This is a genomic window from Bradyrhizobium ottawaense (genome assembly GCF_900099825.1).
GTDB lineage: Bacteria > Pseudomonadota > Alphaproteobacteria > Rhizobiales > Xanthobacteraceae > Bradyrhizobium > Bradyrhizobium ottawaense_A.
Genome location: NZ_LT629693.1, coordinates 1,137,205 through 1,161,674, shown reverse-complemented (window position 1 = coordinate 1,161,674; position 24,470 = coordinate 1,137,205). Strand labels below are relative to the sequence as shown.

Annotated in this window: 20 protein-coding genes and 1 pseudogene; 10 read left to right on the top strand and 11 right to left on the bottom strand. The window is 62.9% G+C overall.

All coding sequences use genetic code 11. The features are described 5' to 3' along the window. Positions 1 to 32: 32 nt before the first annotated feature. On the top strand, positions 33 to 1,424 hold the full coding sequence (gene hpnO / locus BLR13_RS05610; RefSeq protein WP_074826765.1) for an aminobacteriohopanetriol synthase HpnO: 1,392 nt from the start codon (positions 33 to 35) through the stop codon (positions 1,422 to 1,424). Positions 1,425 to 1,587: 163 nt separating this feature from the next. Here the strand turns inward: hpnO and BLR13_RS05605 are convergent, their stop codons facing one another. After that, positions 1,588 to 2,655, bottom strand: coding sequence for a LacI family DNA-binding transcriptional regulator (locus BLR13_RS05605; protein ID WP_083387641.1), 1,068 nt, complete (start codon positions 2,653 to 2,655; stop codon positions 1,588 to 1,590). Between the two features lie 135 nt (positions 2,656 to 2,790). Between BLR13_RS05605 and BLR13_RS05600 the strand changes: the two genes are divergently transcribed. From BLR13_RS05600 to BLR13_RS05590, 3 genes are read left to right on the top strand one after another with little or no spacing between them, the layout of a single operon-like run. After that, positions 2,791 to 3,702 carry an isocitrate lyase/PEP mutase family protein gene (locus BLR13_RS05600; protein ID WP_349532612.1) on the top strand — a complete coding sequence of 304 codons (912 nt, stop codon included), beginning with the start codon at positions 2,791 to 2,793 and terminating at the stop codon, positions 3,700 to 3,702. A 51-nt stretch (positions 3,703 to 3,753) separates the two neighbouring features. After that, positions 3,754 to 4,782, top strand: a complete 1,029-nt coding sequence (locus BLR13_RS05595) for a TRAP transporter substrate-binding protein (RefSeq protein ID WP_074826770.1) — start codon at positions 3,754 to 3,756, stop codon at positions 4,780 to 4,782. Between the two features lie 42 nt (positions 4,783 to 4,824). Further along, positions 4,825 to 5,553 carry an enoyl-CoA hydratase/isomerase family protein gene (locus tag BLR13_RS05590; protein WP_083387642.1) on the top strand — a complete coding sequence of 243 codons (729 nt, stop codon included), beginning with the start codon at positions 4,825 to 4,827 and terminating at the stop codon, positions 5,551 to 5,553. Between the two features lie 182 nt (positions 5,554 to 5,735). On the opposite strand, the gene BLR13_RS05585 is transcribed toward BLR13_RS05590, so the two are convergent. From BLR13_RS05585 to BLR13_RS39950, 5 genes are all read right to left on the bottom strand, one after another. Continuing rightward, on the bottom strand, positions 5,736 to 6,500 hold the full coding sequence (locus BLR13_RS05585; protein WP_074826776.1) for an anti-sigma factor family protein: 765 nt from the start codon (positions 6,498 to 6,500) through the stop codon (positions 5,736 to 5,738). After that, a complete protein-coding gene (locus BLR13_RS05580; protein WP_074826780.1) occupies positions 6,497 to 7,057 on the bottom strand; it encodes a sigma-70 family RNA polymerase sigma factor in 561 nt (186 codons plus the stop codon). The genes BLR13_RS05585 and BLR13_RS05580 overlap by 4 nt, the downstream gene beginning before the upstream one ends. Before the next feature lie 91 nt (positions 7,058 to 7,148). Continuing rightward, a complete protein-coding gene (locus tag BLR13_RS05575) occupies positions 7,149 to 7,484 on the bottom strand; it encodes a cupredoxin domain-containing protein (RefSeq protein WP_074826783.1) in 336 nt (111 codons plus the stop codon). 15 nt (positions 7,485 to 7,499) lie between these two features. Next, entirely contained in the window at positions 7,500 to 8,444 is a 945-nt protein-coding gene (locus tag BLR13_RS05570) for a metallophosphoesterase family protein (RefSeq protein ID WP_074826786.1), read from the bottom strand. A 212-nt stretch (positions 8,445 to 8,656) separates the two neighbouring features. Beyond that, positions 8,657 to 8,884 carry a hypothetical protein gene (locus BLR13_RS39950; RefSeq protein ID WP_157793687.1) on the bottom strand — a complete coding sequence of 76 codons (228 nt, stop codon included), beginning with the start codon at positions 8,882 to 8,884 and terminating at the stop codon, positions 8,657 to 8,659. A gap of 325 nt (positions 8,885 to 9,209) precedes the next feature. On the opposite strand from BLR13_RS39950, the gene BLR13_RS05560 reads away from it, so the two are divergent. Continuing rightward, the gene (locus BLR13_RS05560) at positions 9,210 to 10,127 is read left to right on the top strand and encodes a hypothetical protein (protein ID WP_244525101.1); all 918 of its coding nucleotides are present in this window, start codon (positions 9,210 to 9,212) and stop codon (positions 10,125 to 10,127) included. Then, complete coding sequence (locus BLR13_RS41605) at positions 10,115 to 10,324, top strand: hypothetical protein (RefSeq protein ID WP_244525100.1); 210 nt, start codon at positions 10,115 to 10,117, stop codon at positions 10,322 to 10,324. Before BLR13_RS05560 ends, BLR13_RS41605 begins: the two co-directional genes overlap by 13 nt. A 101-nt stretch (positions 10,325 to 10,425) precedes the next feature. Here the strand turns inward: BLR13_RS41605 and BLR13_RS05555 are convergent, their stop codons facing one another. Then, a complete protein-coding gene (locus tag BLR13_RS05555; protein ID WP_074826794.1) occupies positions 10,426 to 11,349 on the bottom strand; it encodes an alpha/beta fold hydrolase in 924 nt (307 codons plus the stop codon). Between the two features lie 12 nt (positions 11,350 to 11,361). Then, positions 11,362 to 12,981: a GMC family oxidoreductase gene (locus tag BLR13_RS05550; RefSeq protein ID WP_074826797.1), complete on the bottom strand. Its 1,620-nt coding sequence runs from the start codon at positions 12,979 to 12,981 to the stop codon at positions 11,362 to 11,364. Positions 12,982 to 13,179: 198 nt separating this feature from the next. Between BLR13_RS05550 and BLR13_RS05545 the strand changes: the two genes are divergently transcribed. Continuing rightward, positions 13,180 to 14,352, top strand: coding sequence for a M20 aminoacylase family protein (locus BLR13_RS05545; protein WP_074826798.1), 1,173 nt, complete (start codon positions 13,180 to 13,182; stop codon positions 14,350 to 14,352). Between the two features lie 193 nt (positions 14,353 to 14,545). On the opposite strand, the gene BLR13_RS39945 is transcribed toward BLR13_RS05545, so the two are convergent. The 3 genes and pseudogenes from BLR13_RS39945 to BLR13_RS05530 all read right to left on the bottom strand — a co-directional run. Beyond that, positions 14,546 to 15,157, bottom strand: coding sequence for a hypothetical protein (locus BLR13_RS39945; RefSeq protein ID WP_154070866.1), 612 nt, complete (start codon positions 15,155 to 15,157; stop codon positions 14,546 to 14,548). Between the two features lie 246 nt (positions 15,158 to 15,403). Then, entirely contained in the window at positions 15,404 to 17,032 is a 1,629-nt protein-coding gene (locus BLR13_RS05535) for an inorganic phosphate transporter (protein WP_074826803.1), read from the bottom strand. Positions 17,033 to 17,489: 457 nt separating this feature from the next. Further along, positions 17,490 to 18,140, bottom strand: a pseudogene (locus BLR13_RS05530) (TIGR03915 family putative DNA repair protein); the annotation flags it as partial. 210 nt (positions 18,141 to 18,350) lie between these two features. On the opposite strand from BLR13_RS05530, the gene BLR13_RS05525 reads away from it, so the two are divergent. From BLR13_RS05525 to BLR13_RS05515, 3 genes are all read left to right on the top strand, one after another. Continuing rightward, on the top strand, positions 18,351 to 19,178 hold the full coding sequence (locus BLR13_RS05525) for an ImuA family protein (protein ID WP_074826809.1): 828 nt from the start codon (positions 18,351 to 18,353) through the stop codon (positions 19,176 to 19,178). A gap of 211 nt (positions 19,179 to 19,389) precedes the next feature. Further along, the gene (locus tag BLR13_RS05520) at positions 19,390 to 20,856 is read left to right on the top strand and encodes a Y-family DNA polymerase (protein ID WP_244525219.1); all 1,467 of its coding nucleotides are present in this window, start codon (positions 19,390 to 19,392) and stop codon (positions 20,854 to 20,856) included. Next, complete coding sequence (locus BLR13_RS05515; RefSeq protein ID WP_074826813.1) at positions 20,853 to 24,269, top strand: error-prone DNA polymerase; 3,417 nt, start codon at positions 20,853 to 20,855, stop codon at positions 24,267 to 24,269. The genes BLR13_RS05520 and BLR13_RS05515 overlap by 4 nt, the downstream gene beginning before the upstream one ends. Positions 24,270 to 24,470 lie beyond the last annotated feature (201 nt).

Sequence of the window (24,470 nt, the reverse complement as noted above, 5' to 3'; positions counted from 1 at the left end):
ACGAAATGCCCATCAACCGACGTATGTAACAAATGCTAAGTCCCAATCTAGACGTTTCCGAGATGTTTGTGGAGCGGCAGGCGCAGCGCAGTTCCATGCATGCGCGCCATTTGAACGAGCAGCTCGTCCGCGTGCTCAAGACCATCGGCTACGATGTCGGCTTTCAGAAGGGTCAAGGCCAATACCTGTTCGATCGTGACGGCGCACGTTATCTCGATCTACTGAGCGGATTTGGCGTTTTTGCGATTGGTCGCAATCATCCGGCGCTGCGCGAGGCTCTCAAGAGCGTCCTCGACAGCAATCTGCCCAATCTGGTGCAACTGGATGTTTCCACGCTGGCCGGCGTGCTGGCGGAACGTCTGCTTGAGCATGTGCCATATCTGGACAAGGTGTTCTTCGCCAATTCCGGCGCGGAAACCGTCGAGGCCGCGATCAAGTTCGCGCGTGGCGCGACCGGCCGGCCCGGCATCGTGTCCTGTTCCCACTCTTTCCATGGTCTGTCCTACGGCGCGTTGTCGCTGATGGACGATCCAAACTTCCGCTCCGGTTTCGAGCCGCTGCTGCCGGGATGCACGCAGATTCCCTTCAACGACCTCGCAGCGCTCGAACAGGCGCTGTCGTCGCGTCAGGTGGCCGCGTTCATCGTCGAGCCTATTCAAGGCAAGGGCGTCAACATGCCCTCCGATGAGTTCCTGCCGGGTGCCGCCGCGCTCTGCCGCAAATATGGCGCGCTGTTCATCGCCGACGAGATCCAGACCGGTATCGGCCGCACCGGAAAATTCCTCGCGGTCGAGCACTGGAATGTCGAACCCGACATGGTGTTGCTGGCCAAAGCGCTGTCCGGCGGTCATGTGCCGGTCGGCGCGCTGCTGACGCGCAAGAGCATCTTCGACAAGATATTCAATCAAATGGACCGTGCCGTCGTGCACGGCTCGACCTTTGCGAAGAACGATCTGGCGATGGCGGCCGGTATCGCCACGCTCGAGGTGATCAAGGCCGAGAAGCTGGTCGAGCAGGCCGCCAAGCGCGGCGCCGAGCTGCGGCTGGCGCTGACCCGGATGGTGCCCGGCTACGAATTGCTGAAGGAAGTGCGCGGCAAGGGATTGATGATCGGCATCGAGTTCGGTCCGCCGAAATCGCTGCGGCTCAGGGCTTCCTGGAACGTGCTGGAGGCCGCCAACAAGGGCCTGTTCTGTCAGCTCATCACGGTGCCGCTGTTCAAGGAACACAAGATCCTGACCCAGGTCTCCGGCCACGGCAGCCACACCATCAAGCTGCTGCCGCCGCTCGTCATCACCGATGACGACTGCCGCTGGATCGAAAAATCCTTCGACGAAGTGATTGCCGGCAGCCACAAGGTCCCCGGCGCGATCTGGTCGCTCGGCAAGACCCTGGTCGATAACGCCGTGCGCAAGACGGCGTAGCCAAGCCTATCCGTCATTGCGATGAGCAAAGCGACGTCGTCGCGTCGCGCGTAATGAATCGTCCGTCAACAAGCCGAATTGAGCATGATTTGACCGGCAATGTCGCGCCAGATGGCGGGGGTCCGGTCGATTCCACGGCTCAGGCAAAAGGCAGCAGGCGCCGTCAAGTACTCTGACGCGGAATGATCTGGAAGCCGAGATCGACGATATGAGCCGCCGGCAGATTGCCGCTGATCCGATTCAGCAACATGGAAGCTGCCGTGCAGCCGATGTCGTAGCGCGGAAATCGCAGTGATGTGAGGGCAGGCGAGACGCATTCCTGCAACTCGTTGTCGTCGGATCCAGCGATCGCAATAGTGTCGGGCACCAGCCAGCCATTGCGGTTGGCCTCCAGTAACGCGCCGGTGGCGAGCACGTCACCGGTCAGGAACACTGCTTCAATTTTGGGACGCACCTTCATCAGTTCGATCAAGGCGTGGGCCCCGCCGCGCAGGCCGGGCGTCGATTCCAGAACGATCCTGCGATCGACAGGCAGGCCGAACTGCTTCAGCGCTTGGAGATATCCGGATTGCCGTTCGCGGGCGCGATCATTGTCCCGCAGCGGCAGGCTGACAAACGCAATTCGCCGATATCCCTTTCCGACAAGAAAGGCGGTCATTTCAAAGGCAGCCTTGCGATTGGAAAAGCTAGCGACCATGTCGATCGGACGCCGGACCAGATTTCCGGTCTCGACGCAGGGAATGCCGGCCGACTGAATCAGCCGTCGGGTACGCGGCGTATGCTTGGTGTTGTGCAGGACGATGCCACATACCCTCTGGCTCAGAAACGCAGCGACTGCGGTCTCTTCGCCGTCAAGCACGTATCCGCTGTCGGCAATCATCAGGTCGAAATCGGCGCCGAGCGTATCAGCGACGCCCTTGACGGTTTCGGCAAACAGCGAATTGCGCAGGCTCGGGACCACCAACCCCACGATATTGGAGCGCTGCGATGCCAGGCTGCCGGCAATCCGGTTTGGCAGATAGCCGGTGGCGTTGATGGCGCCGTGAATCCGCTTCAACGTTTCGGGATCGACGACGGCGGGATGCCGTAATGCGCGGGAAACCGTCATAATCGAAACTTCGGCGAGCCGGGCGACGTCGGTCATTCGCGCGCCGCGCGCCGCCGCCGGTCCCGCGGCCTTCGCGGCGGTCGGCTTTTTCCTGGCCCTCCTTGAATTGTCAATCTTGCCCATCGCGCCGATCGTTCCGAATCTGTTGCAGATTTATGGCCTCACAACCCCTGGGCCGCAAGGCAACGGGATGGTCGGTTCAGAGGAAGGGGTCTTGTTAAGAGGCTTCAATCCGTTTAATGTTAGCGCTAACACAGATTGCGGCGGCTCCGCCGCGGAAAAGTTTCGGGAGGAACTGCCTTGTCTCGCTCCGCGCGTTTTCGCGAATTGCTCAGAACTCCACCGTTTATCTGCATGGGTGCGCATGATGCCGTGACCGCAAAGCTCGCGGAACAAGCCGGCGCCAAGGCGATCTACGTCAGTGGGTTTGCGGCCTCCGCGATTGTTGCGGGCGAGCCGGACTTTGGCGTGCTGAGCCAGACCGAAATGTTCGAGCACATCCGCAGGATCTGCCGGGTGACGACGATCCCGGTATTCGCCGATGCGGATACCGGCTACGGCGGCGTGCTGGAAGCGCAGCGCACCATGAAACTGTGGGAAGAGTCCGGCGCTTCCGTGCTGCATCTCGAGGATCAGGCAATGCCGAAGAAGTGCGGGCATTTCGCCGGGAAGCAGCTGATTCCGCCCGAGGAAATGCGCCAGAAACTGCGCGCCATGCTCGAAGCGCGCCAGGATCCAGACTTCTTCATCGTCGCGCGCACCGACGCGGTTGCGGTCTCTGGTCTTGACGATGCGATCGAGCGCCTCAAGTCCTATTCGGAGGTTGGCGCCGACGGCCTCTACGTCGATGCGCCTGAAAGCATCGATCATCTCAAGGAGATATCACGCCGCCTGAAGCCGCTCGGCAAGCCGCTGTTGTTCAACATGGCCCGTTCCGGCAAGAGCCCGTATCTGTCGATGAAGGAGGTCTATGAACTCGGCTTCGACTACGCGCTGTGCCCGATCGAGCCGATGTTCGCGATGCACAAGGCGGTCAAGGAAATGATGGAGATATTCCTGCGGGAGGGCTCCACCAACGCGGTCGCCGACCGCCTGACGCCGTTCGATGAATTCAACAAATTCATCGGCCTGCCGGAAATGGCCGCGCGGGAGAAACGCTTTTCGTCGTAGGCGCGACGATATCGACGTCAAATGCAAAAAACAAAATAGGGGAGTTCGGGAATGACCAAGAGCCGATCCAGCGCGCTAAGTCGCAGAGCTTTTGCCAAGGCGGCAGCCGTTCTGCCCTTGGCGACCTTTATTCCGAGCCGCGCATCGGCGGCCGAATTCGACTACAAACTCAGCACCGGCCAGGATCCCAGCCATCCCAATAATCTGCGGATGCAGGAAGCGCTCAATCGGATCAAGGAAAAGTCCGGCGGGCGGCTCGATATCAAGCTGTTTCCGGCCAACCAGCTCGGATCCGACACCGATCTCCTCGGCCAGCTTCGCAATGGCGGCATCGATTTCCAGTTGCTCTCGACCTCGATCCTGGCGGTATTCGTGCCGGTTGCGGGCATTCTGAACACGGCCTATGCGTTCACCGATTATGACGTGGTGTGGAAGGCGCTCGACGGCGGCCTTGGCAACCATGTGCAGGGACAGATCGAGAAAAGCCGGCTGGTGAGCGGGTTTCGCATCTGGGACAACGGCTTTCGCCAGATCACCTCGGGTTCGCGCGACATCAGGACGCCCGAAGATCTCAAGGGGTTTAAGATCAGGGTACCGCTGGCGCCGATGTTGACTTCGTTTTTTTCGGCGATGGCGGCGTCTCCAACACCGCTGAATTTCAACGAGGTGTACACATCGCTGCAGACCAAGGTGATCGAGGGCCAGGAGAACCCGCTGGCTATCATCGCGACGTCCAAGCTCTACGAAGTTCAGAAATATTGCTCGATGAGCAGCCATAGCTGGGACGGCTATTGGCCGCTGGCGAACCGGAAATCCTGGGAAGCGCTGCCGGCGGACATGCAACGGCTCGTCGTCGCCGAGTTCGACAAGTCCAGTATGGATCAGCGCGCCGATGTGGCCGCTCTGAGTACCTCGCTTCGTCAGGTGCTGATCAAGAACGGGATGGATCTGCACGAGGTCGACAAGAACGCGTTTCGCGCCGCGCTGGCCAAGACAAGCTACTACCGCGACTGGAAAGCCAAGTATGGCGACGATGCCTGGGGCAGGCTCGAGGAGGCGAGTGGCAAGCTCGCGATCTGATCTCCCGAGACAATGGCAGGCGCATAGGGGAACGGGACGGCCGTGACGCAACTGGAAGTGAGCCAAGTGGACCGGGTGTCGGTCTTGACCCTCAAACGGCCCGACCACGGCAATCGCCTCAGCCGGCAGATGGCGGAAGAATTGACCGCGGCCCTGGAGACGGCTCGGCGAGATCCGTTGGTCCGGGCTTGTGTGATGACGGGTCATGGCGAGGTGTTTTGTCTCGGCGGCGACTATAAAGGGGCAGGGCCGTCGGTGGCCGGTCGCGCCGAGTTCGGCCGCGCCTCCGTCGACCTGTATCGGGCGATGGCGGCCCTTGGAAAGCCGCTGGTGGCCGCTGTGAACGGCAATGCCCACGCCGGTGGCTTCAGTCTTGTCGCCGCTGCTGATCTTGCCGTGATGGCCGACGACGCAACGCTTGGCTTGCCCGAAGCGGCCAACGGTCTTTTCCCGTTTCTGGCGCTCGCCATCGTCAGGGACGCGCTACCCAAAAAGCTGCTTTTCGAAATTATCTACAATGCGCGGCTGATCGGCGCGCCGGAGGCATGCGATCTGCATCTGGTGAACAAATCGGTCGCGCGCGCCGCGGTGCTGGAAGAAGCGGTACGGATGGCAGGAGTGGCAAGCGACTACAATCCCGATATCGTCATGCTGGGCCGCGATCTGTACTACGCTATGCGCGGCTTGGGTCCTGCCGAGGCCGTGGACAAGTCGCGGTTTGCGCTGATTGCGGCACTGGCGGCAAAGGACCAGGAGAACAAGCCCGACTAGGGAATTTTCGACAGAGGCTTCCAACCGACGGCATCCGCGCGATCAGGTAGAGATTCACATCACATCACATCATGTTCGTATGCGGGCCTTAAAACCTCTGCGATGACGCCGGTCGAAAAACGGACTCTCGCGCATCGGTTTGCGGGCTTGTCCGCCGACGACTGATGACGATCTGATTTTTCTCACCCCGCCGTCCCGCTCCGCATCGAGCTCTCGAACCGCTCGCCGAAATCCGCGAGCTCGTCCTTGGCGAGATCGCTGACCGCCCAGTAGTTCAGGCCGCGATCGCTCCAGTGTCGGATGTTGAATCCCTGGATCGTCTCGATCCTGGCGGGGCGGTGCTCGGTGCTCGCGGTCTGCGACACGAACAGGTTGATGACGTGCTGGCGGCGGCGGTAGACCACCGCGCCGATGGCGCGCGCGTCGACATAATCGAGCCGGCCGCCGATCAGCGTAAAGCCTTGCGCGGTGAGGTCGATCACCGGCGGCGAGACGTCGAGCCTGCCGTTGAACCACGGCTTGACCGTGTGCTGGTCGGTCGAGATGACGTCGGTGAGGTGGCCCGCCTGCAGCGAGCGCAGATGCGCCGAGACCACTTCGGACTGGATCCGCTCCATGTCGTCGTGACGCAGCACGATGGCGACCAGGCCGGTTGCCGCCAGTGCCGACACGGCCGAGCCCATCGCAAAGCCGCGCAGCACCGCGCGCCGGCTCTGCAGCTGACGCGGTTGCGGCAATGCCGCCTCGATGCGCGCACGCAGCGCCGGAGGCGCGGTGTAACGCACGCCGTCATCGGCCATCGCCTTGCTCATCTCGCGATAATCTTTCAGCATCGCCGCGCAATGCGGGCAACCCTCGACATGGTTTTCGACGTCGCGGGCATGGCCGGCATCGAGTTCGCCGTCGATCAGGGCTTGAAGGAGGATTTCTGCTTCGTCGCAGGTCATTTCGGTTGCTCCTGTTCCGCAAGCCATGCTGAGCGCAGCATGGCGCGGGCGCGCGCGAGACGCGACATCACGGTACCGACCGGCACCTCGGCAACGTTGGCGATCTCGCGGTACGACAAGTTCTCAATTTCACGCAGGACGAAAGTCTCCCGGAATGGTTCGGTCAGCGCCGCCACCATCCGGCGGACGGTGTCGGAATCCCTGGCGCGCACCAGTTGCGTCTCCGGCGTTTCCTGGGCCTCGTGCCAGAGCGGTGCCTGCTCGGCGCTTTCCGGCACGTCCTCGATCGCGCTGGTCGGCGTGGTGGCGCGCCTGGCATATTCGGCGCGGCAGACATTGCGCAGGATCGCAAACAGCCACGGCTTCATCGCCGGCCCGCGATAGCTGTCGAAATGCTTGAACGCGCGCAGGTAACATTCCTGCACCGCGTCCTCGGCATCGGTGGGGTCGCGCAGCAAATAGCGCGCCAGCGTATAGGCGTCGTTCAGATAGGGCAGCGCCGCCTCGCGAAAGCGCCGTGCCTTCTCGGGATTGTCCTCGGATGCTCGAAGTGGCATCGCCTCTGGTCCGGCTGCAGCAGAAAGCGCTCTTGCCCGGCCGGGGTCGATCCACCGGCCGGGCATCGTTGTGATGCCTTGGTTGGGTGCGTTATTCAACCTTCACGATCCCTGTCATGTGCGGGTGCAGCGAACAAAAATACTTGTATTCGCCGGCCGCCGTGAATGTGAACGCGAAGGTGCCGTCGGTATCCATGGTTTTCGACCTGAACTTGCCCGGGCAGACCACGGTGTGGGGAATGTCGTCGCGGTTGGTCCAGGTGACGGTCTGGCCGACCTTCACCGTGAGCTGGGCCGGCTGAAACACGAAGTTGTCGATATGCACGGCCAGCGGATCGGCCGCTTCCTCCGAGCGGGCGGTGACGACTGGCAGGAGCATGGTCGCGACCACGGCGATGCCGAAGTCGCGGCGATTGATCGAAGTCATTTTCAGTATCCCTCTTTAGCCCTGCAGCGGCGTGTCGATGATGGCGAGGGGCTGGTTGTTCTGCTTGAAGTTGATGCTGGCGACGCCGAGCATGCTGCGCAGTTTCGCATCCTCGACCTTCATCGGTCCGGGTGAGGGGGCTGCCCCTGGCGCCGGCTGCGGGAAGGCGGTCGAACGCGCGGTGTGGAAGGTGACGTTGCCTTCGACCTTCTGCATCACCTGGTGGATGTGGCCGTTCAGAACGGTGACCGAGCCAAAGCCCTTGACGTATTCCAGCGCGCGGGCGCCGTCCTCGGTGCCCCAGCCCCATTGCGGATACACCGTCCACAGCGGGATATGGGCGAACAGCACGACCGGGGCGGATTTTGAACGGCCCTTGAGGTCGTTCTCCAGCCATTCAAGCTGTTCGTTGCCGAGATTGCCGAGGCCACCGCCCTTGAGATCGACGACATTGACGAGGCCGACGAAATGAACGCCGCCGGCATCGAACGAATACCAGCCGGCACCCTTGGTGCCCTTGCCATAGCGCTCCTTGTAGAGCTTGACCTCTTCGTCGATGAAATCGTGCTCGCCCGGCACGTAGTGCACGTCGAGCTTGGACTGCGAGATGATGCGTTCGGCGTCGTCGAATTCGGAGGCCTTCGACAGATGCGTGATGTCGCCGGTATGGATCATGAACGACGGTTTGGCCGGCATCGCCTTGACCTTGTTGATGGCCTCCTCGAGGGTGCCGATCGCGTTCGGATTGGCCGGCTTGTCGAAGCCGACATGGCTGTCGCTGATCTGCAGGAAGGTCATGCCGGTGGCTTCGGCGGCGGCGGCAGATCCGACCAGGCCGAGCGAGTGCGGCACGCCGCCGGTAACGGTCCAGAGCACGCCGGTGCCGGCCCAGGTCATGCATTCCAGCACCTTGCGGCGGCTGACGCCGTTTCCTTCATCGTGATGGTCGTGATTGCTCATGACAGATCTCCCTGAGCCCTTGATTGGGCTTCCGGGGACGTGATCGGCGGTACGGCGGGTTTATTCCCGGCAGTCCGGCCCGAGGCGGGGCCGGCGATGACGTTTTCGTGAGCGGAAGCCCCGGGGGCGCTCCGGAGGCCGCGTCAGCTTTAACAAACGTGTCGTGCGGCCGTCAGCAAAGTGTCAGCGGATTTGCGTAGATCAGCGGGACTTTAACCGCCAGAATCGGGAGTGCAGACATGAGCGAACACGCCGTCGAACATCACCACAAGGCCGCCGAACATCACGAGCATGCCGCCAAGCATCACCGTGAAGCCGCCAAGCACCACGAATCCGGCGATCACGAAAAGGCCGCCCACCACGCGCACAGCGCCCACGGCCATGCCAGCCACGCCGAAGAACATCATGCCGAGGCGAGCCGTCATCACGCCGAGCACCACGGCAAGCACTAAAACGGTTTAGGACGCGTCGAGTTGGTACGCGTAGCGTTCGGCCGTCCCTGCCAAGGGGCGGCCATTTCTTATGCCAGCCTGCTTGTTCAAACGCCCGCAGCGCACGCAACAGGAGTTTGGGGTCTTCCTGCCCATCGGCGTGGCGATGTCCACGTCACTCCTGAAACCAGCGACAGTTCCCGACGACCGGCACTTATTCAGCAATCGTGTTCGACTTACGGTCAGTCTCTGCCCATAATCGACAGCGCAAGAGCACGGCACTGGCCTATGGGCCTCCGTCAGTGAACAGCTCAGATAGCGGAGTATCACTGTCATGCTTTATGTCGACATCCCGAGTCCAGCCGATCTGAAATCGCTGGCGGCCCACCGCGACGACATCTGTGTCTCGATTTATCTACCCACCACGCCAGTGAGCCAGGAAACGGCGGGTGACCGGATCGAATTGAAGAATCTCGCCAAGCAGGCCTTGCGGCAGCTTGAGACGGCAAACGCCGACAAGCGTCGCGTCGCCGCGCTGATGGAGCATCTCGATGACCTGGTTGATGACGACGAGTTCTGGCGGTTCCAGGCGCGCAGCCTCGCAGTGCTCGCAACCCCGGACAACGCGCGGACCTTCCGTGTGCCCAATACGCTGGCAACAATCGTCGAGGTGTCCGATCGGTTTCATCTCAAGCCGCTGCTGCGCGCCGTCGCATTTCCCAATACTTGCTTCGTGCTGGCGCTGGCGGAAGGCGGGGTCCGCGTTATCCAGGTTTCGGCCGACCTGCCAGCCGCGGTCGTAAGTGTCGATGGCGCGCCAAAGGACGCAGCCAGCGCCGTCGGGCGCTCCACCGTCAACGACCGCTCGCCGAGCGGCCGTCTTCAGGGATCGGAAGGTCAGAAGGTCTTGTTGCGCCAATTCGCCCGCAAGGTCGATCAGGCGCTGCGCGGGCTGTTGACTGGCAGTGACGTCCCGCTGGTGCTGGCCGCGAGCGAACCGCTCGCTTCCATCTATCGGTCGGTCAACACCTACGCTCATCTGGCCAAGTCGGGGATCGACGGCAGTCCCGTATACCTGACCGATGCCCAACTCGCGGATCGTGCTCGCGCTTTGCTGGACGGCTTGAATCGGGATGAGATTGCCCGGTGGAAGACGGCCTTCGTGGCACGCGAGGTCGAGCCACGACCGACATCGCATCCGCCGCGCGAGCAGCAACCTATGGTGCGGTGGAGACCATGTTGGTTGATATAGACGAGGTCGTTCCCGGTACGGTCGATGAGACGAATGGCGCCATCAGCTTCTCAAAATCGGCCGACGCGAGCAACTACGGCGTAGTCGACGAAATCGCGAACCGTGTCATCCGCTCGGGCGGCCGGATTCTTGGCGTGCGAAGAGCCGATATTCCAGGCGGCAAATCGCTCGCAGCCATTTTGCGCTATGCAATGTAGGCTTAATGAAAGGGTGCAACTCTGCGCGAGAACGTCGAAGTCCGGCAACATTTCGGGGTGACCAGTGGACATCCGGCCCCAAAAGCGGTCATCGCATATTTTTATGGGTACGCGCCCCGGTCCGGCCGGGCCTCGAATGCCGAGAGGGCTTTGAGCAACTGGTGCGGAGCTTCCTGTCCGACGCAGTGGCCGACACCGTCGAATGACCATTGGCTGGCGCCGGGAATGAGCGCTACGGCCCGCGATGCCATTTCCTTGTAGATCGGCCAGGATTTTTCCGCGGTCGCAATGCGCACCGGACATTTGATCTCTGAAAGCCAGGGAAAGGGATTGCCTCTGATATCGCCGGTGTAGACCTGTTCCATCGCCTCGAAGATCGGCTGCAGCAGCGCGGACTCGATTTCAGGCGTGCAGCGCAGCCGCACCCGGCCATCCCCCAGCGGGGCGAAGCCGTGATGGATGTAGGCCCACAGCGAGGGCTCGGTCCATTCGGCGAAGGCGGGCGCCGCCCGATAGCGCGCGAAGGCCACGTCTGCACTGTCGAATTCGGCCTGCCGGCGCAGCACGCCCTGCACGGCGCCGGTCGCAAATTTACTCAAGCCGGTGACGTCGGTGCGCGCCGCGCGCGGATCCATGATCGTCGGCTCCATCACGAACAGGCGTGAGAACCGCCCAGGCAGTAGTTTTGCGGCGAGCAGCAGATCGGTGGCGCCGGCCGAATGCCCGATGCCATGGATATCCGACAGGTCGAGTGTCTCGATCACCCGGCACAGGTCTTCGGCAAAATCCTGGAAGTGATAGCGGTCGGCCGCCGCCTTGTGGCTGTCGCCATGGCCGCGGCGGTCGAGTGCGTAGACGGTGTAGCGCGACGCCAACTCGCGGGCGACGTCGTCCCAGACCTCGGCGACGAAGCCGGTGCCGTGCAGCAGCAGCGCGGGCGGTTTGCCCGAGTTCGCCTCGCCCCATAACGCCAGCGCGATACGCTCGTCTTCGGGGCCGACCGAAATGCGATGCGGGTTCGTCATGAGAGCGATCCGCTACCGCGCATCCTCAAGGATCATCGCAGCAGCTTTTTCCGCGATCATCGCCGTCGGCGTGTTGGTATTGCCCGAGGTGATGGTCGGCATCACCGACGCATCGGCGACGCGCAGTCCGGCAATGCCATAAAAGCGCAGGCGCTCGTCGACGACGGCGGCGGGATCGGAGGCCGTGCCCATCTTGGCGGTGCCAACGGGATGGAAGATCGTGGTGCCGATATCGCCGGCGGCTTTCGCCAGCGACGCGTCGTCGTCGCCGACGGAGGGGCCGGGCAGGTACTCCTGCGGGCGATACTGGGCCAGCCGTCGCTGCTTCATCAGCCGCCGCGTGGTCCGGATGGCGTCGGCCGCGACCTGGCGGTCGTCGTCGGTCGAGAGATAATTCGGCGCGATGATCGGCGCCTGGTCAGCCACCGCGGAACGGAGACGCACGGTGCCGCGCGAGGTCGGCTGCAGATTGCAGGCGCTGACGGTGATCGCGGGGAAGCGATGCAAGGGATCGCCGAACTTGTCGAGCGACAGCGGCTGCACATGGAACTGGATATTGGCGCGCTCGCGATGCGGATCCGAGCGGGTGAAGATGCCGAGCTGCGACGGCGCCATGGTCAGCGGGCCACGGCGGCGGAAGGCGTAATCGAGTCCCATCAGGCCGCGACGGACCAGCGAGTAGTAGGTCTCGTTCAGGGTGCGGACGCCCTCGACCTGGTAGATCGCGCGCTGCTGCAGATGGTCCTGCAGATTGCGTCCGACGCCTTGCCGGTCGAGCACGACGTCGATGCCGAGCGGCGACAGCCAGTCGGCCGGACCGATGCCGGAGCGGTGCAACACCTGCGTCGATCCGATCGATCCCGCGCAGAGGATGACCTCGCCCTTGGTGCGCGCCTCGACGACTGCGCCGCCCTGGATGAAGCGCACGCCGACGGCGCGGCCGTTCTCGACGATGAGGCGATCGACCAGCACGTTCTTTTCCAGCCGCAGGTTGGGGCGGTTCAACACCGGCTTGAGGAAACCTCGCGCCGACGACCAGCGGCGGCCGCGCTTCTGGTTGACGTGGAAATAGCTGACGCCCTCATTGTCGCCGGTGTTGAAGTCCGGAATGCGGCGGATGCCCATCTCTTCGGCGGCGTCGCCGACCGCATCGAGAATGTCCCAGGACAACCGCGGCGCCTCGATCCGCCAGCCGCCGCCGGTGCCGTGATGTTCGCTCTCGCCCAGAAAGTGATCCTCGAGCCGGCGGAACAGTGGCAGCACGTCGTCATAGCCCCAGCCGGTCAGGCCGAGCTGGCGCCAGTGATCGTAATCGGCGGCCTGTCCCCGCATCGAGATCATGGCGTTGATGGCCGACGAACCGCCGATCACCTTGCCGCGGGGATAGGCCAGCGCCCGGCCGTTGAGGCCCGGTTCCGGTTCGGTCTTGAACATCCAGTCGGAACGGGGATTGCCGATTGCAAAGAGGTAGCCGACCGGGATGTGGAACCAGATCCAGTTGTCGTTGCCGCCGGCCTCCAGGACCAGCACCCGGTTTTTGGGGTCGGCTGACAGCCGGTTGGCCATGATGCAGCCGGCGGTGCCCGCACCGACGACGATATAGTCGAAATCACCTTCGAGCCGCTTCGGCATTTTCCCGCCCGTTCATGATCTTCGTCATGCCCGGCCTTGTGCCGGGCATCCACGTCCTTTCCGTCCTAATAGTCAGACGTGGATGGCCGGGACAAGCCCGGCCATGACGGCAGGGGTGAGGTGCCTGCAGGCTGTTGGGTGGTTCGCCCCTTGCATGCTACAGAGGCAGCAGCGTTTCAACTTGAGGTCCCAAATCCCATGCCCATCGTCAACCGCGTCGCCGATCTGCAACCCGATATCCAGGCCTGGCGCCGCGATATTCATGAAAACCCCGAATTGCTGTACGAAGTGCACCGCACCGCAGCATTCGTGGCGGACCGGCTGCGCGAATTTGGCTGCGACGAGGTTGCCACCGGCCTCGGCAAGACCGGCGTCGTCGGCGTCATCAAGGGCAAGAAGCCGGCCGGCAAGGGCGACATCAAGGTGATTGGCTTGCGGGCCGACATGGATGCGCTGCCGATCGAGGAAGCGACCAAGCTTCCATATGCCTCCAAGAATCCGGGCCTGATGCACGCCTGCGGCCATGACGGCCATACCGCGATGCTGCTGGGCGCGGCCCGCTATCTCGCCGAGACCCGGAATTTCGCCGGCGATGCGGTCGTGATTTTCCAGCCCGCCGAAGAGGGCGGTGCCGGCGCGGCGGCGATGATCAAGGACGGGCTGATGGACCGGTTCGGCATCGAGCAGGTCTACGGCATGCATAATGGTCCGGGACTCCCGGTCGGTTCCTTCGCCATCCGCCCCGGTCCGATCATGGCCGCGACCGCCTCGATCGACATCAAGATCGAAGGGCTCGGCGGCCATGCCGCGCGTCCGCACAAATGCATCGATTCCGTGCTGGTCGGCTCGCAGTTGATTACGGCGCTGCAATCAATCGTGTCGCGCTCCGTCGATCCCTTGGAGTCGGCGGTGATCTCGATCTGCGAATTCCACGCCGGCAACGCCCGCAACGTGATCCCGCAGACCGCCGAACTGCGCGGCACCGTTCGCACCCTGACGCAGGAAACCCGTGATCTGATCGAAAAGCGCGTCCACGAGGTGGTCGCGGGCGTCGCCCAGATCACCGGCGCCAAGATCGATCTGGTCTATGAGCACGGCTATCCCGTCACCCATAATCATCCGTCGCAGACCGAGTTTGCGACCCGGGTGGCGAAGGAGATCGCCGGCGAGGCCAACGTCCATGAATCGCCGCCGATGATGGGCGCGGAAGATTTTTCCTACATGCTGGAAGCGCGGCCGGGTGCGTTCATCTTCTGCGGCAACGGCGACAGCGCCGGCCTGCATCACCCCGCCTACAATTTCAACGACGAGGCGATCGTGTACGGCACCTCGTACTGGATCAAGCTGGTCGAGAACACGCTGGCGGCGTAGTCGCCTGAACTTCGATCTCACGTGAAAGAAGGCCCGCATCTCCCATGCGGGCCTTCTTTATTTGCGTCTCAGCTAGAGCCTTATCGGTTCTGATTGAATCAGAACCGGGCTCTCGTCTTTTGATCTGACGCGTTTTCTTTACGCGAACCGGCGACCACTTCGCTCGAAAACGCTATGGGCCGCTTCAACCGGATTATCGGGTGGTCAGCGGATTGGTCGGGGCGGGATCGTTCGGTGCCCGCTTCGGGAAATTCGGCTGTCCCGGGGACGGCGGCGCGGCCGAAGGTCTGACGTGCACTGTCGGCTTGAATTCGCTGGCCTGAACCCCGACCATACTGGGCTTTTTCTGCGTATCTCCCCGCACCGCGCCATCCGCGGGGAGTTGGCTCTGGATCCGGTTGCGCGCCCGGTCGATGTTCGAGGTGGTGCCCGCCGCCGTCGTCGTCGCCGGTTTGACCGGGGCCGTCGTTGCAGGCTTGGTCGCGGTGGTGGTCGCGGGCTTGACTGCCGTTGTCGTCACGGCGGGCTTCGTCGCCACCGTCGACGCCGGCCTGGTGGCCGTGACGGTCGCCGGCGCGCGAACCACGGGCGCCGGTGTCGGTGCGGCGCGAGCGACGGGTGCCGGTGCGGGCGCGCGGACGACAGGAGCGGGCGGCGGTGCGGCACGCACGACCGGGGCGGGCGCAGGCGCCGGTCGGGCCGGCGCGGCACTCGTGCTCTTCTTGTCTTCCGCCGCAGCCGGCAGCGACAACAAGGGTGCCGTCAGCAGCAAGCCGGCAAATACAAGCTCTCTCTGAATTGTCATGGTGATGCTTCCCCCCAAGAAGACACTCAAGAAACGGTTGAACCGGATTGTTCTTGTGCAATTCTTTGAAGTTGCCGGGCGAGCTTAGACCCAAACCGGAACCGGCCGCAGCGCTATTTGCGCGGGCGACGGCTTTTGCTGGCGGATGGTCAGCAATGGTGACGTAAAAAAGCCCGCGCTGTCAGCGCGGGCTTTTTGATCGCATCGCAGCGAAGACGGACGGCTTCCGTCCTTGGGCAGTCGCCGTCAGAACACGCGTGAGAAGATCACGTAGAGCGTGCCCGACAGCAGGATCGCGGCCGGCAGCGTCAACACCCAAGCCATCACCATGTTGCGGATGGTGGCGATCTGGAGCCCGGAGCCGTTCGCCGCCATCGCGCCGGCGACGCCGGAGGACAGCACATGCGTGGTCGAGACCGGCAGGCCGAACATGTCGGCGGCGCCGATGGTCGCTGCGGCGACGAGCTCGGCGGAGGCGCCCTGCGCGTAGGTCAGGTGGGTCTTGCCGATCTTCTCGCCGACGGTGATGACGATGCGCTTCCAGCCGATCATGGTGCCGAGCCCGAGCGCGATCGCCACCGCGACCTTGACCCAGGTCGGAATGAACTTGGTGGCCTGGTCGAGCGAGCCCTTATACGCATTCAGGGTCGCGACCTCTTCCTTGTTGAGGTCGTTTTCCTTGTCCTTCATCAGGAAGCGGATCGCTTCCGAAGTCAGGTACATGTCGTTGCGGGTGTTGCCGACGACTTCGGCCGGCACCTTGTTGAGCGAGCCGTATTTCGCGACCTGGTCGCCGACGTCCTTCACCAGCACCGCCAGCGAGGGGTAGGTGCCCTCGCTGATCTTGTGTTCGGCGACGTATAGCGTCACCGCCGGACGCGGATTGCCGATGATGCTGTGGCCGGCGCCCTTGGCGGCGACCACCTTGGAAGCGGCTTCCGAGGTCTGCTGGAACTGCGCCACCTGGGATTCCGGCAGCGCGCGGTTCAGCGCGTAGGCGGTCGGCACGGTGCCGATCAGGATCAGCATGATCAGGCCCATGCCCTTCTGGCCGTCGTTCGAACCATGGGCGAAGCTGACGCCGGTGCAGGTGGCGATCAAAAGGCCGCGGATCCAGAGCGGCGGCGCCTTGTTGCCTTCGGGCGCTGCGTACAGCGCCGGATTGCGGACGATCATCTTCAAGAGCAGCAGCAGGACGGCGGCGCAGACGAAGCCGACCAGCGGCGACAGCAGCAGCGCGTAGCCGATCTCGGTGGCCTTGCCCCAATCTACGCCGGAGGTGCCGTCACGGCCGCGCATCAGCGCGTTGGCGACGCCGACGCCGATGATCGAACCGATCAGGGTGTGGGACGAGGAGGCCGGCAGGCCGAAATACCAGGTGCCGAGATTCCACAGGATGGCGGCGATCAACAGCGCGAACACCATCGCAAAGCCGGCGCTGCTTCCGACCTGAAGGATCAGTTCGACCGGCAGCAGCGAGACGATACCGAAGGCGACCGCGCCCGTGGAAAACAGCACGCCGAGGAAGTTGAACAGGCCCGACCACATCACGGCGACTTCGGCCGGCAGCGAGTGGGTATAGATCACGGTCGCGACCGCGTTGGCGGTGTCGTGGAATCCGTTGACGAACTCGAAGCCGAGCGCGATCAGAAGCGCCACGAACAACAGGATATAGGGCAGATAGCTCGTGACCCGGGTGCCGGTCGCGTCGACGTCGGAATAAATGCTGTAGGAGACGAACAGCAACCCTGCGGCAAGAATGCCGAAGAAGATGATCATCGTCAGCGGGTTAAAACCCTTGTCGAGATTGGGCCGCGAGGCCGGCTGGATCGGCGCTCCCTCGGCCATCGATGAATTGAGTGTAATATCGGTCATTCTGACGCCCTCTATTATACGTTGAGGGCACTTTTTGACTGATGGATTTGAAGTTTGGATGACAGTTGCGCTGCAGCGCGAAATGCGCTCCGTGCCCGGCTCGCATTGCACAATTTTTCGCCGGACTTCTTTTCGCACGTCTTCGCCGATTGGCGCGCGGCCAAGCGAATGCCTGTGTGATCAGCATTATGGGGAAGGGGAGCAGAGTAGACCGCGCGCTGCACGGCGCCGGGGCTGGTAGCACCGCGCAGCGCGTCGGCCTGAAGCGGAACGTCATGGCGTGAACAGGACGTTCCAAATTCCTGAAGAATACGATATTCGTTTATCAATTAAAGGTTGTACATATATTTGTCAAATTTCCCACCGTTATATTTCATGAGACATGGCGGTTGCAGACGGTTGCGTATCGCGGCTGTGGGTATTTCCGCGCCGGCCTGGATGACCTTCACCTGCAGCCTTGCGTCTTCAGCCGTGCGGGATTGAAAATGTCGGCGGAGTGGCGCCGCCAGATTTCTTCCAGCCGGTTCGGGTCCTCGGTCTTGTCGATGCCCGGTGTCACCGCGACGGCATGGCCGTTCCAATGTGCGCAGATATCAGGCGTCAGGATCGACCAGGGCATGTCGGCGTAGCGGCGCGCGAAGAAGGGTGCTGCAGCCACGACGATGTGATGTTCCGGTTCGAACCAGGCGACGTAGTGCGCTTTCTGCTCGCGGCCGATTTCGCGGAAGCGGAGAGAGGCCTGCATCCTCTGCATGTCGCGATGCACGGCCTTCGCCATCGCATGCACCAGTGCAACGTCGGGATCGGTCGCGATATCAAGCAGATCGTGTCTGGTCCGCAACCGCCACAGCAGGCGATAGAGAAGGGCAAAGCGCTCGTTGTCGCGATGCAGGATCACAGATTGCACCAGCGCGACGAACCTGGCTGGCACCTTGAAGGTGTCGCGCACAGGTTTGAGTGGCGTTGCAGATGGTTCGACCGGTTTGGCAGCATGGCCGCGCACGCTCCAAATCACCTCGGACGATTTTACCCGGTTCACGACCAGCGCGCGGGCAGCTTTGCGCCAGCCGTCGAAATCGGTTTCGCTGCCGAGGGTGATGTGGTGCATCAGCTTCCTCTTGAACTTCTTCCTGGATTTCCAGCCGAGCTACATGTCTATCCACACCATATTGATTCCATTGATGAATTTCCCGAGACGCCAATCCCATTGACTCCGCGGGTCCTGTTAGCTTTATATTAGAACATACCATGAACAAATGAGCCAGCCGCGGGTTCATCCGAAGAACCGTCGAAGGCGAAATTCTTGAAGGAGCGGGGCATGAGCACCGCACGCACCAGCACGCTTGCGCGTTTGCGTGGCAGCATCGAGCGCATCGAGGCGCCCGGTGATGCCTATGCGCATCACAAGGTAACGCTAGGTCACGCCGGCGCCGACGCGACGCTGCAAGGCGGCCTCGCAATGGCTGCGGTGCATGAGGTGTTTTCCGAGGGGCACCAGAGTGCGGCGGCCACCGGCTTCATCGCCGGCCTCGCCGGGCGGCTGACGCCGCGCCGGCCGCTGGTCTGGGTGCGGCAGGATTTTTCCGAACTGGAATCCGGCGCGCTGTCGATGAGCGGGGTTCGCGAACTCGGCCTCGATCCGCGTCTGCTGGTGACGGTGCGTGCGGCGGACGCCGATGCCGCGTTGCGCACCGCCGCCGACGCGCTGGCCTGCGACGCACTCGGCGCCGTCGTGCTGGAAGTCTGGGGCGAGGCGCGGCAGCTCGATCTCGTCGCCAGCCGCAAACTTAACTTGGCGGCGCAAACCTCCGGCGTCACCGCCTTGCTGCTGCGGGTGGCGGCTACGCCGCAGCCTTCGACCGCGGAAACAAGATGGGTCGTGCGTGCGGCGCATTCGTCGCCGGGCGCGCCGTCAATGCCTGCGGCGCCTTGGAACGCATGGGGCGCGCCGGTGTTCGACGCGCAACTCGTTCGTAACCGTCATGGCCCGGTCGGGCGGTGGATCATGGAATGGAAATGTGATGAGTGCCTTTTCAGCGAACCGGCCAGAGAACCGTCGGCGTATCCTCAGCCTGTGGCTGCCGCGCCTGCCCATCGACCGCATCAAACGCAAGTTCACGCTCACGATTTCAAACGAACGGCGTGAGGCAATTTCTAACAAAACGAACAGTGCGCCCCCTCTCCCGCTTGCGGGGGAGGGTTGGGGTGGGGGTGCCGCCGCGAGTCAGACTGTGCGTGTGGAGAGAGCTTCCCCCACCCGGATCGCATCTTTCGATGCGATCCGACCTAAGAGCGAGCTTCGCTCGTCTCGACCCCCGCAAGCGGGAGAGGTAAGGCAAGAGACACCCCACGTCGTCATCGCAAAGCAAAGCAACGCGCTGATAATCTACGCCCTCGACGATCTTGCTGCGCACTCCGGCCTCTCAATCGGCCTGCCGCTCGCCAATGCCCGCGCGATCTGTCCGGAATTGACGGTGTTCGACGCCGACGAGGCCGCCGATCGCCAGACACTGGACGACATCGCCGACTGGTGCGACCGCTTCACGCCGCTGGTGGCGCTCGATCCGCCGCATGGCCTGTTCCTCGATATCACCGGCTGCGCCCATCTGTTCGGCGGCGAGGCAGCACTGCTGCAGGCCGTCACCGGCGCGCTGACACAACGGGGCTTTGCCGTCAGCGCCGCGATCGCCTCGACTTCGGTTTGCGCGCGCACCCTGACGCGGCACGTGTCGGGAAAAATCGTAGCCGACGGCGAGGAGGCCAAAGCCGTCGCGCCGCTGCCGGTCACCGCGCTCGGTACGGGCGAGGCCATCGCCGGCGGGCTTCGCCGCGCCGGGCTGAAGACCATCGGCGACGTTGCCTCGCGCGCACGCCACGAGATCGCGGCAAGGTTCGGCGCCGCTTTCACTACTCACCTTGAGCATGCGCTGGGGCAGGGCGATGCGCCGATCAGTCCGCGCAAACCGCTGCCGGATTACATCGTCGAGAAACGCTTTCCCGAACCGGTCGCCACCGAAACCGTGATCGCGATGAACTTGTCGGCGCTCGCAGCCATGCTGGTCGCGGCGATGGACAAACAGGGCAAGGGTGCGCGGCGGCTGGAAGCGAGCTTCTTCCGCACCGACGGCGCGGTACGCACGATCGCGGTCGATACCGGGCGCCCGGTGACGAAGCGCGAGGTGATCGACCGCCTGTTTCGCGAACGGCTCGAGGCGCTCAACGATCCCCTCGATCCCGGTTTCGGTTTCGATCTCATTCGCCTGTCCGCGAGCCGCACCGAAATCATGGTGCAGCAGCAGCGCGACCTCGATGCGTCGGTCCATGACAATGACGAACTCGCCGCCCTGATCGACCGCATCGCTGCGCGCATCGGCGGCAAGCGCGTCGTCGTGCATCTGCCGCAGGACACCCATATTCCGGAACACGCTGTCCTGGCGGTGCCGGCGCAGCACCATCTGGCGGCAGCCATTCAGGCTACGTGGCCCGAACGCATCGAGAGCGAGCCGCCGCTGCGGCCGTTGCGGCTGTTCGAAAGGCCGGAGCCGATCAAGGTGCCGTTTGCGACCGTGCCGGACGGGCCGCCGCATCAATTCACCTGGCGCCGCGTCACCCACACCGTGGCGCGGGTGGAGGGTCCCGAACGCATCGCCATGGAGTGGTGGAAGCAGAACGGCGCGCGGCTGACGCGGGATTATTTCCGCATCGAGGATGAAGCCGGCCTGCGGTTCTGGATCTTTCGCGATGGGCTCTATGAAAGCGAACTGGCCGGCGAAGAAGGCGAACCGGTTCCGGTAAAATGGTTCGTGCACGGGCTGTTCGCATGAACGGACCTTTGAAAATCCCGTATGCCGAGATCGGCATCACCACCAATTTCTCGTTCCTGCGCGGCGGTTCGGACCCGCGCGCCTATGTGCATGAGGCGAGCCGGCTCGGCATTCCCGTGATCGGCATTGCCGATCACAACACGCTGTCCGGCGTGGTGCGGGCTTACAAGGAACTCGGCAATCCCGAAGTCGAGAACAAGCCAAAACTTCTGATCGGTTCGCGTATCGTCTTCATCGATGGCACGCCGGATATTCTGGTTTATCCGCGCGATCGCGCCGCCTACGGCCGGCTGTGCCAGTTGCTGACCCGCGGCAAGCGCGGCGACGACATCAAGAAAATCGAAAAGGGCGAATGCCATCTGAGGCTCGATGACCTGCTGGAGTTTGCCGAGGGCCAGCTTCTGGTGCTGACGCTGCCGCATCGCTTCGATGCGACGGGTGCTGAAAAAATCCTGGCACGCTTGAAGAGCTCTGCCGCCGATGGCGTGTGGCTCGCCGCGAGCCTGCTCTATCGCGGCGACGACAGGCGCCGGCTGGCGCGGCTGCATCATCTCGCAGCAAAGGCCAAAGTGCCGCTGCTCGCCACCAACGAGGTGCTGTACCACCATCCCGCCCGCCGCCCGCTGCAGGATGTGCTGACCTGCATCCGCGAGAAGACCACCATCGACGCGATTGGCAAACGGCTGGAGGCCAATGCCGAGCGCCATCTCAAGCCGGCGCATGAAATGGCGCGGCTGTTTCGCGAGCTCCCCGACGCGATTGCGGAAACCATGCGTTTTGCCAGCCTGATCACTTTTTCAATGGACCAGCTCAAATACCAGTATCCGGACGAGCCGGTGCCGCCGGGCAAGACCGCGCAACGTCATCTGGAAGATCTGACCTGGGCTGGCGTCGAAAAATATTTCGGCGGCAAGATCGACGACACTTTGCGCGCCACCTTGCGCAAGGAACTCGCCCTCATCGCCGAACTCAAATACGCGCATTATTTTCTCACCGTGCATGACATCGTCCATTATGCGCGCAGCCAGAACATCCTCTGTCAGGGCAGGGGCTCGGCGGCAAACTCCGCCGTCTGCTATGTGCTCGGCATTACCTCGGTCGACCCGACCAAGGTCGACCTCCTGTTCGAGCGCTTCATTTCCAAGGAGCGGCTGGAGCCGCCCGACATCGACGTCGATTTCGAGCATTCGCGGCGCGAGGAGGTGATGCAATATGTCTACCGCCGTTATGGTCGCCACCGCGCCGCGATCATTGCGACCGTCATCCACTATCGGCCGCGCTCGGCGATCCGGGATGTCGGCAAGGCGCTGGGGCTGACGGAGGACGTGACTGCCGCGCTGGCCGATACCGTGTGGGGAAGCTGGGGCAAAGGCCTCAACGAGATGCAGGTCCGGCAGGCCGGGCTTGATCCGGCGAATGCGATGGTCGAGCTTGCGGTTGAACTTGCCACCGAGCTGATCGAATTTCCCCGGCACTTGTCGCAGCATGTCGGCGGCTATGTGCTGACCCAGGACCGGCTCGATACCTATGTGCCGATCGGCAATGCCGCGATGGACGACCGCACCTTCATCGAGTGGGACAAGGACGACGTCGACGCGCTCAACATGATGAAGGTCGACGTGCTGGCGCTGGGCATGCTGACCTGCATCCGCAAATGTTTTGACCTGATCGCGGACCACAAGGGCGAGCGCTGGGAACTCGCCACCGTCCGGCAGGATGACGAGCGTGTGTATGACATGCTGTGCCGCGGTGAATCGCTCGGCGTGTTCCAGGTCGAAAGCCGCGCCCAGATGAACATGCTGCCGCGGCTGAAGCCGCGCACGTTCTACGACCTCGTCATCGAGGTCGCGATCGTGCGTCCCGGTCCGATCCAGGGCGACATGGTGCATCCGTATCTCAGGCGGCGAAACGGCATCGACAAGGTCAGCTATCCGTCGCCAGCGCCGGAACATGGCGACAAGGATGAACTGCGCCGCGTGCTGCACAAGACGCTCGGCGTGCCCCTGTTCCAGGAGCAGGCAATGCGGATCGCCATCGAGGCGGCGAAATTCACCTCGGAGGAAGCCAACGGCTTGCGGCGTTCGATGGCGACATTCCGCAATCTCGGCACCATCGGCAAGTTCGAAGACAAGATGATCGGTAACATGATCGCGCGCGGCTACGATCCCGAATTCGCCAAAAACTGCTTCAACCAGATCAAAGGCTTTGGCTCCTACGGCTTTCCGGAAAGTCACGCGGCGAGCTTTGCCCAGCTCGTCTATATCTCGTCCTGGCTGAAGCACTATCATCCCGACGCATTCTGCTGCGGTTTGCTGAATTCACAGCCGATGGGATTTTACGCGCCTGCGCAGATCGTCGGCGACGCCCGCGACAATCGCGTCGAGGTGCGGGAGATCGATGTGTCCTACAGCTTTGCGCAGAACACGCTGGAGCAGGGGAGCAATGAATACTGCGCGGTGCGGCTTGGGTTTCGGCAGATCGACGGTTTCAGGTGGAATGATCCGGATGAGGAGGGCCTGAAGCGCATCCAGTCGTTATTCCGGGGCACGGCTCCCGATGAAAGTGCCGACGACTGGGCCGATCGCATCGTCGCCGCCCGCACGCGCCGTCCCTTCACCTCGTTGGAGGATTTCGCCCGCGACACCGCGTTGCCGAAACGTGCGCTGATATTATTGGCGGATGCCGATGCGTTTCGTTCCATCGGGCTCGATCGCCGCGCCGCATTGTGGGCGGTGCGGCGGCTGCCCGATGACGTGCCGCTGCCGCTGTTCGAGGTCGCTGTCGCGCGCGAGCAGCCCGACGAGAACGCAAAACCATTGCCGGAGATGCCGCTGCCGGAGCAGGTGGTCGCCGATTATCAGACGATGCGGCTGTCGCTGAAAGGTCATCCGATGGAATTCCTGCGGGCGATGTTTGCGAAGGAGCGCGTCGTCGCCTGCAACGAAATCAACCATCGCAACGATCGTCGCCGGGTCCGCTGTGCCGGCGTCGTGCTGGTGCGGCAGCGGCCGGGCAGCGCCAAGGGCGTCGTCTTCATGACGCTGGAGGATGAAACCGGCATCGCCAATATCGTGGTGTGGCCCAAGGTGATGGAGCAATATCGCAAGGAGGTGATGGGCGCACGCCTGATTCTGGTCGAGGGCTATATCCAGAGCAGTCCGGAACAGGTGACGCACCTGGTGGCGCAGCGGATGTTCGACCGTTCAGGCGATCTGATCGGGTTCGCCGACGATGCGTTCATCCGCAAGCATGCGGTGCCGGCCGGTCCTGCGCTGATCGAGCCGCTCAACGACGGCTCCCTCAACGACGGAGTTCTCAACGGCGACCGCCGCGACCATCCCGATGCGCCCGCGCAGAAAATCCGCCACCCGCGCAACGTTCGCATCCTGCCGCCATCCCGGGATTTTCATTGAGCTGATTGGCTTCGTGGAGTTTGTCGAACCAGCCCTAGAGGCTGATGACGAATGCGCTCATGGCGAGAAGAAATACCAGGCTGCCGGCCATGATGGCGAAGAATAGTTTGTCCAAGCGACCGACTCCGAAAGCGTACCAGCACCGGAGTCGATTAGAAGATTTTGGCTGTGTCGATTCTTTGACAGGCGTCAGGCGAAGTT

Excerpts from the sequence above, each read along its gene's own strand:
- hpnO (WP_074826765.1), top strand. The coding sequence starts at position 33 with ATGCTAAGTCCCAATCTAGACGTTTCCGAGATGTTTGTGGAGCGGCAG.
- BLR13_RS05605 (WP_083387641.1), bottom strand. The coding sequence starts at position 2,655 with ATGGGCAAGATTGACAATTCAAGGAGGGCCAGGAAAAAGCCGACCGCC.
- BLR13_RS05595 (WP_074826770.1), top strand. The coding sequence starts at position 3,754 with ATGACCAAGAGCCGATCCAGCGCGCTAAGTCGCAGAGCTTTTGCCAAG.
- BLR13_RS05585 (WP_074826776.1), bottom strand. The coding sequence starts at position 6,500 with ATGACCTGCGACGAAGCAGAAATCCTCCTTCAAGCCCTGATCGACGGC.
- BLR13_RS05580 (WP_074826780.1), bottom strand. The coding sequence starts at position 7,057 with ATGCCACTTCGAGCATCCGAGGACAATCCCGAGAAGGCACGGCGCTTT.
- BLR13_RS05575 (WP_074826783.1), bottom strand. The coding sequence starts at position 7,484 with ATGACTTCGATCAATCGCCGCGACTTCGGCATCGCCGTGGTCGCGACC.
- BLR13_RS05570 (WP_074826786.1), bottom strand. The coding sequence starts at position 8,444 with ATGAGCAATCACGACCATCACGATGAAGGAAACGGCGTCAGCCGCCGC.
- BLR13_RS05560 (WP_244525101.1), top strand. The coding sequence starts at position 9,210 with ATGCTTTATGTCGACATCCCGAGTCCAGCCGATCTGAAATCGCTGGCG.
- BLR13_RS05555 (WP_074826794.1), bottom strand. The coding sequence starts at position 11,349 with ATGACGAACCCGCATCGCATTTCGGTCGGCCCCGAAGACGAGCGTATC.
- BLR13_RS05550 (WP_074826797.1), bottom strand. The coding sequence starts at position 12,981 with ATGCCGAAGCGGCTCGAAGGTGATTTCGACTATATCGTCGTCGGTGCG.
- BLR13_RS05545 (WP_074826798.1), top strand. The coding sequence starts at position 13,180 with ATGCCCATCGTCAACCGCGTCGCCGATCTGCAACCCGATATCCAGGCC.
- BLR13_RS39945 (WP_154070866.1), bottom strand. The coding sequence starts at position 15,157 with ATGACAATTCAGAGAGAGCTTGTATTTGCCGGCTTGCTGCTGACGGCA.
- BLR13_RS05535 (WP_074826803.1), bottom strand. The coding sequence starts at position 17,032 with ATGACCGATATTACACTCAATTCATCGATGGCCGAGGGAGCGCCGATC.
- BLR13_RS05525 (WP_074826809.1), top strand. The coding sequence starts at position 18,351 with ATGAGCACCGCACGCACCAGCACGCTTGCGCGTTTGCGTGGCAGCATC.
- BLR13_RS05515 (WP_074826813.1), top strand. The coding sequence starts at position 20,853 with ATGAACGGACCTTTGAAAATCCCGTATGCCGAGATCGGCATCACCACC.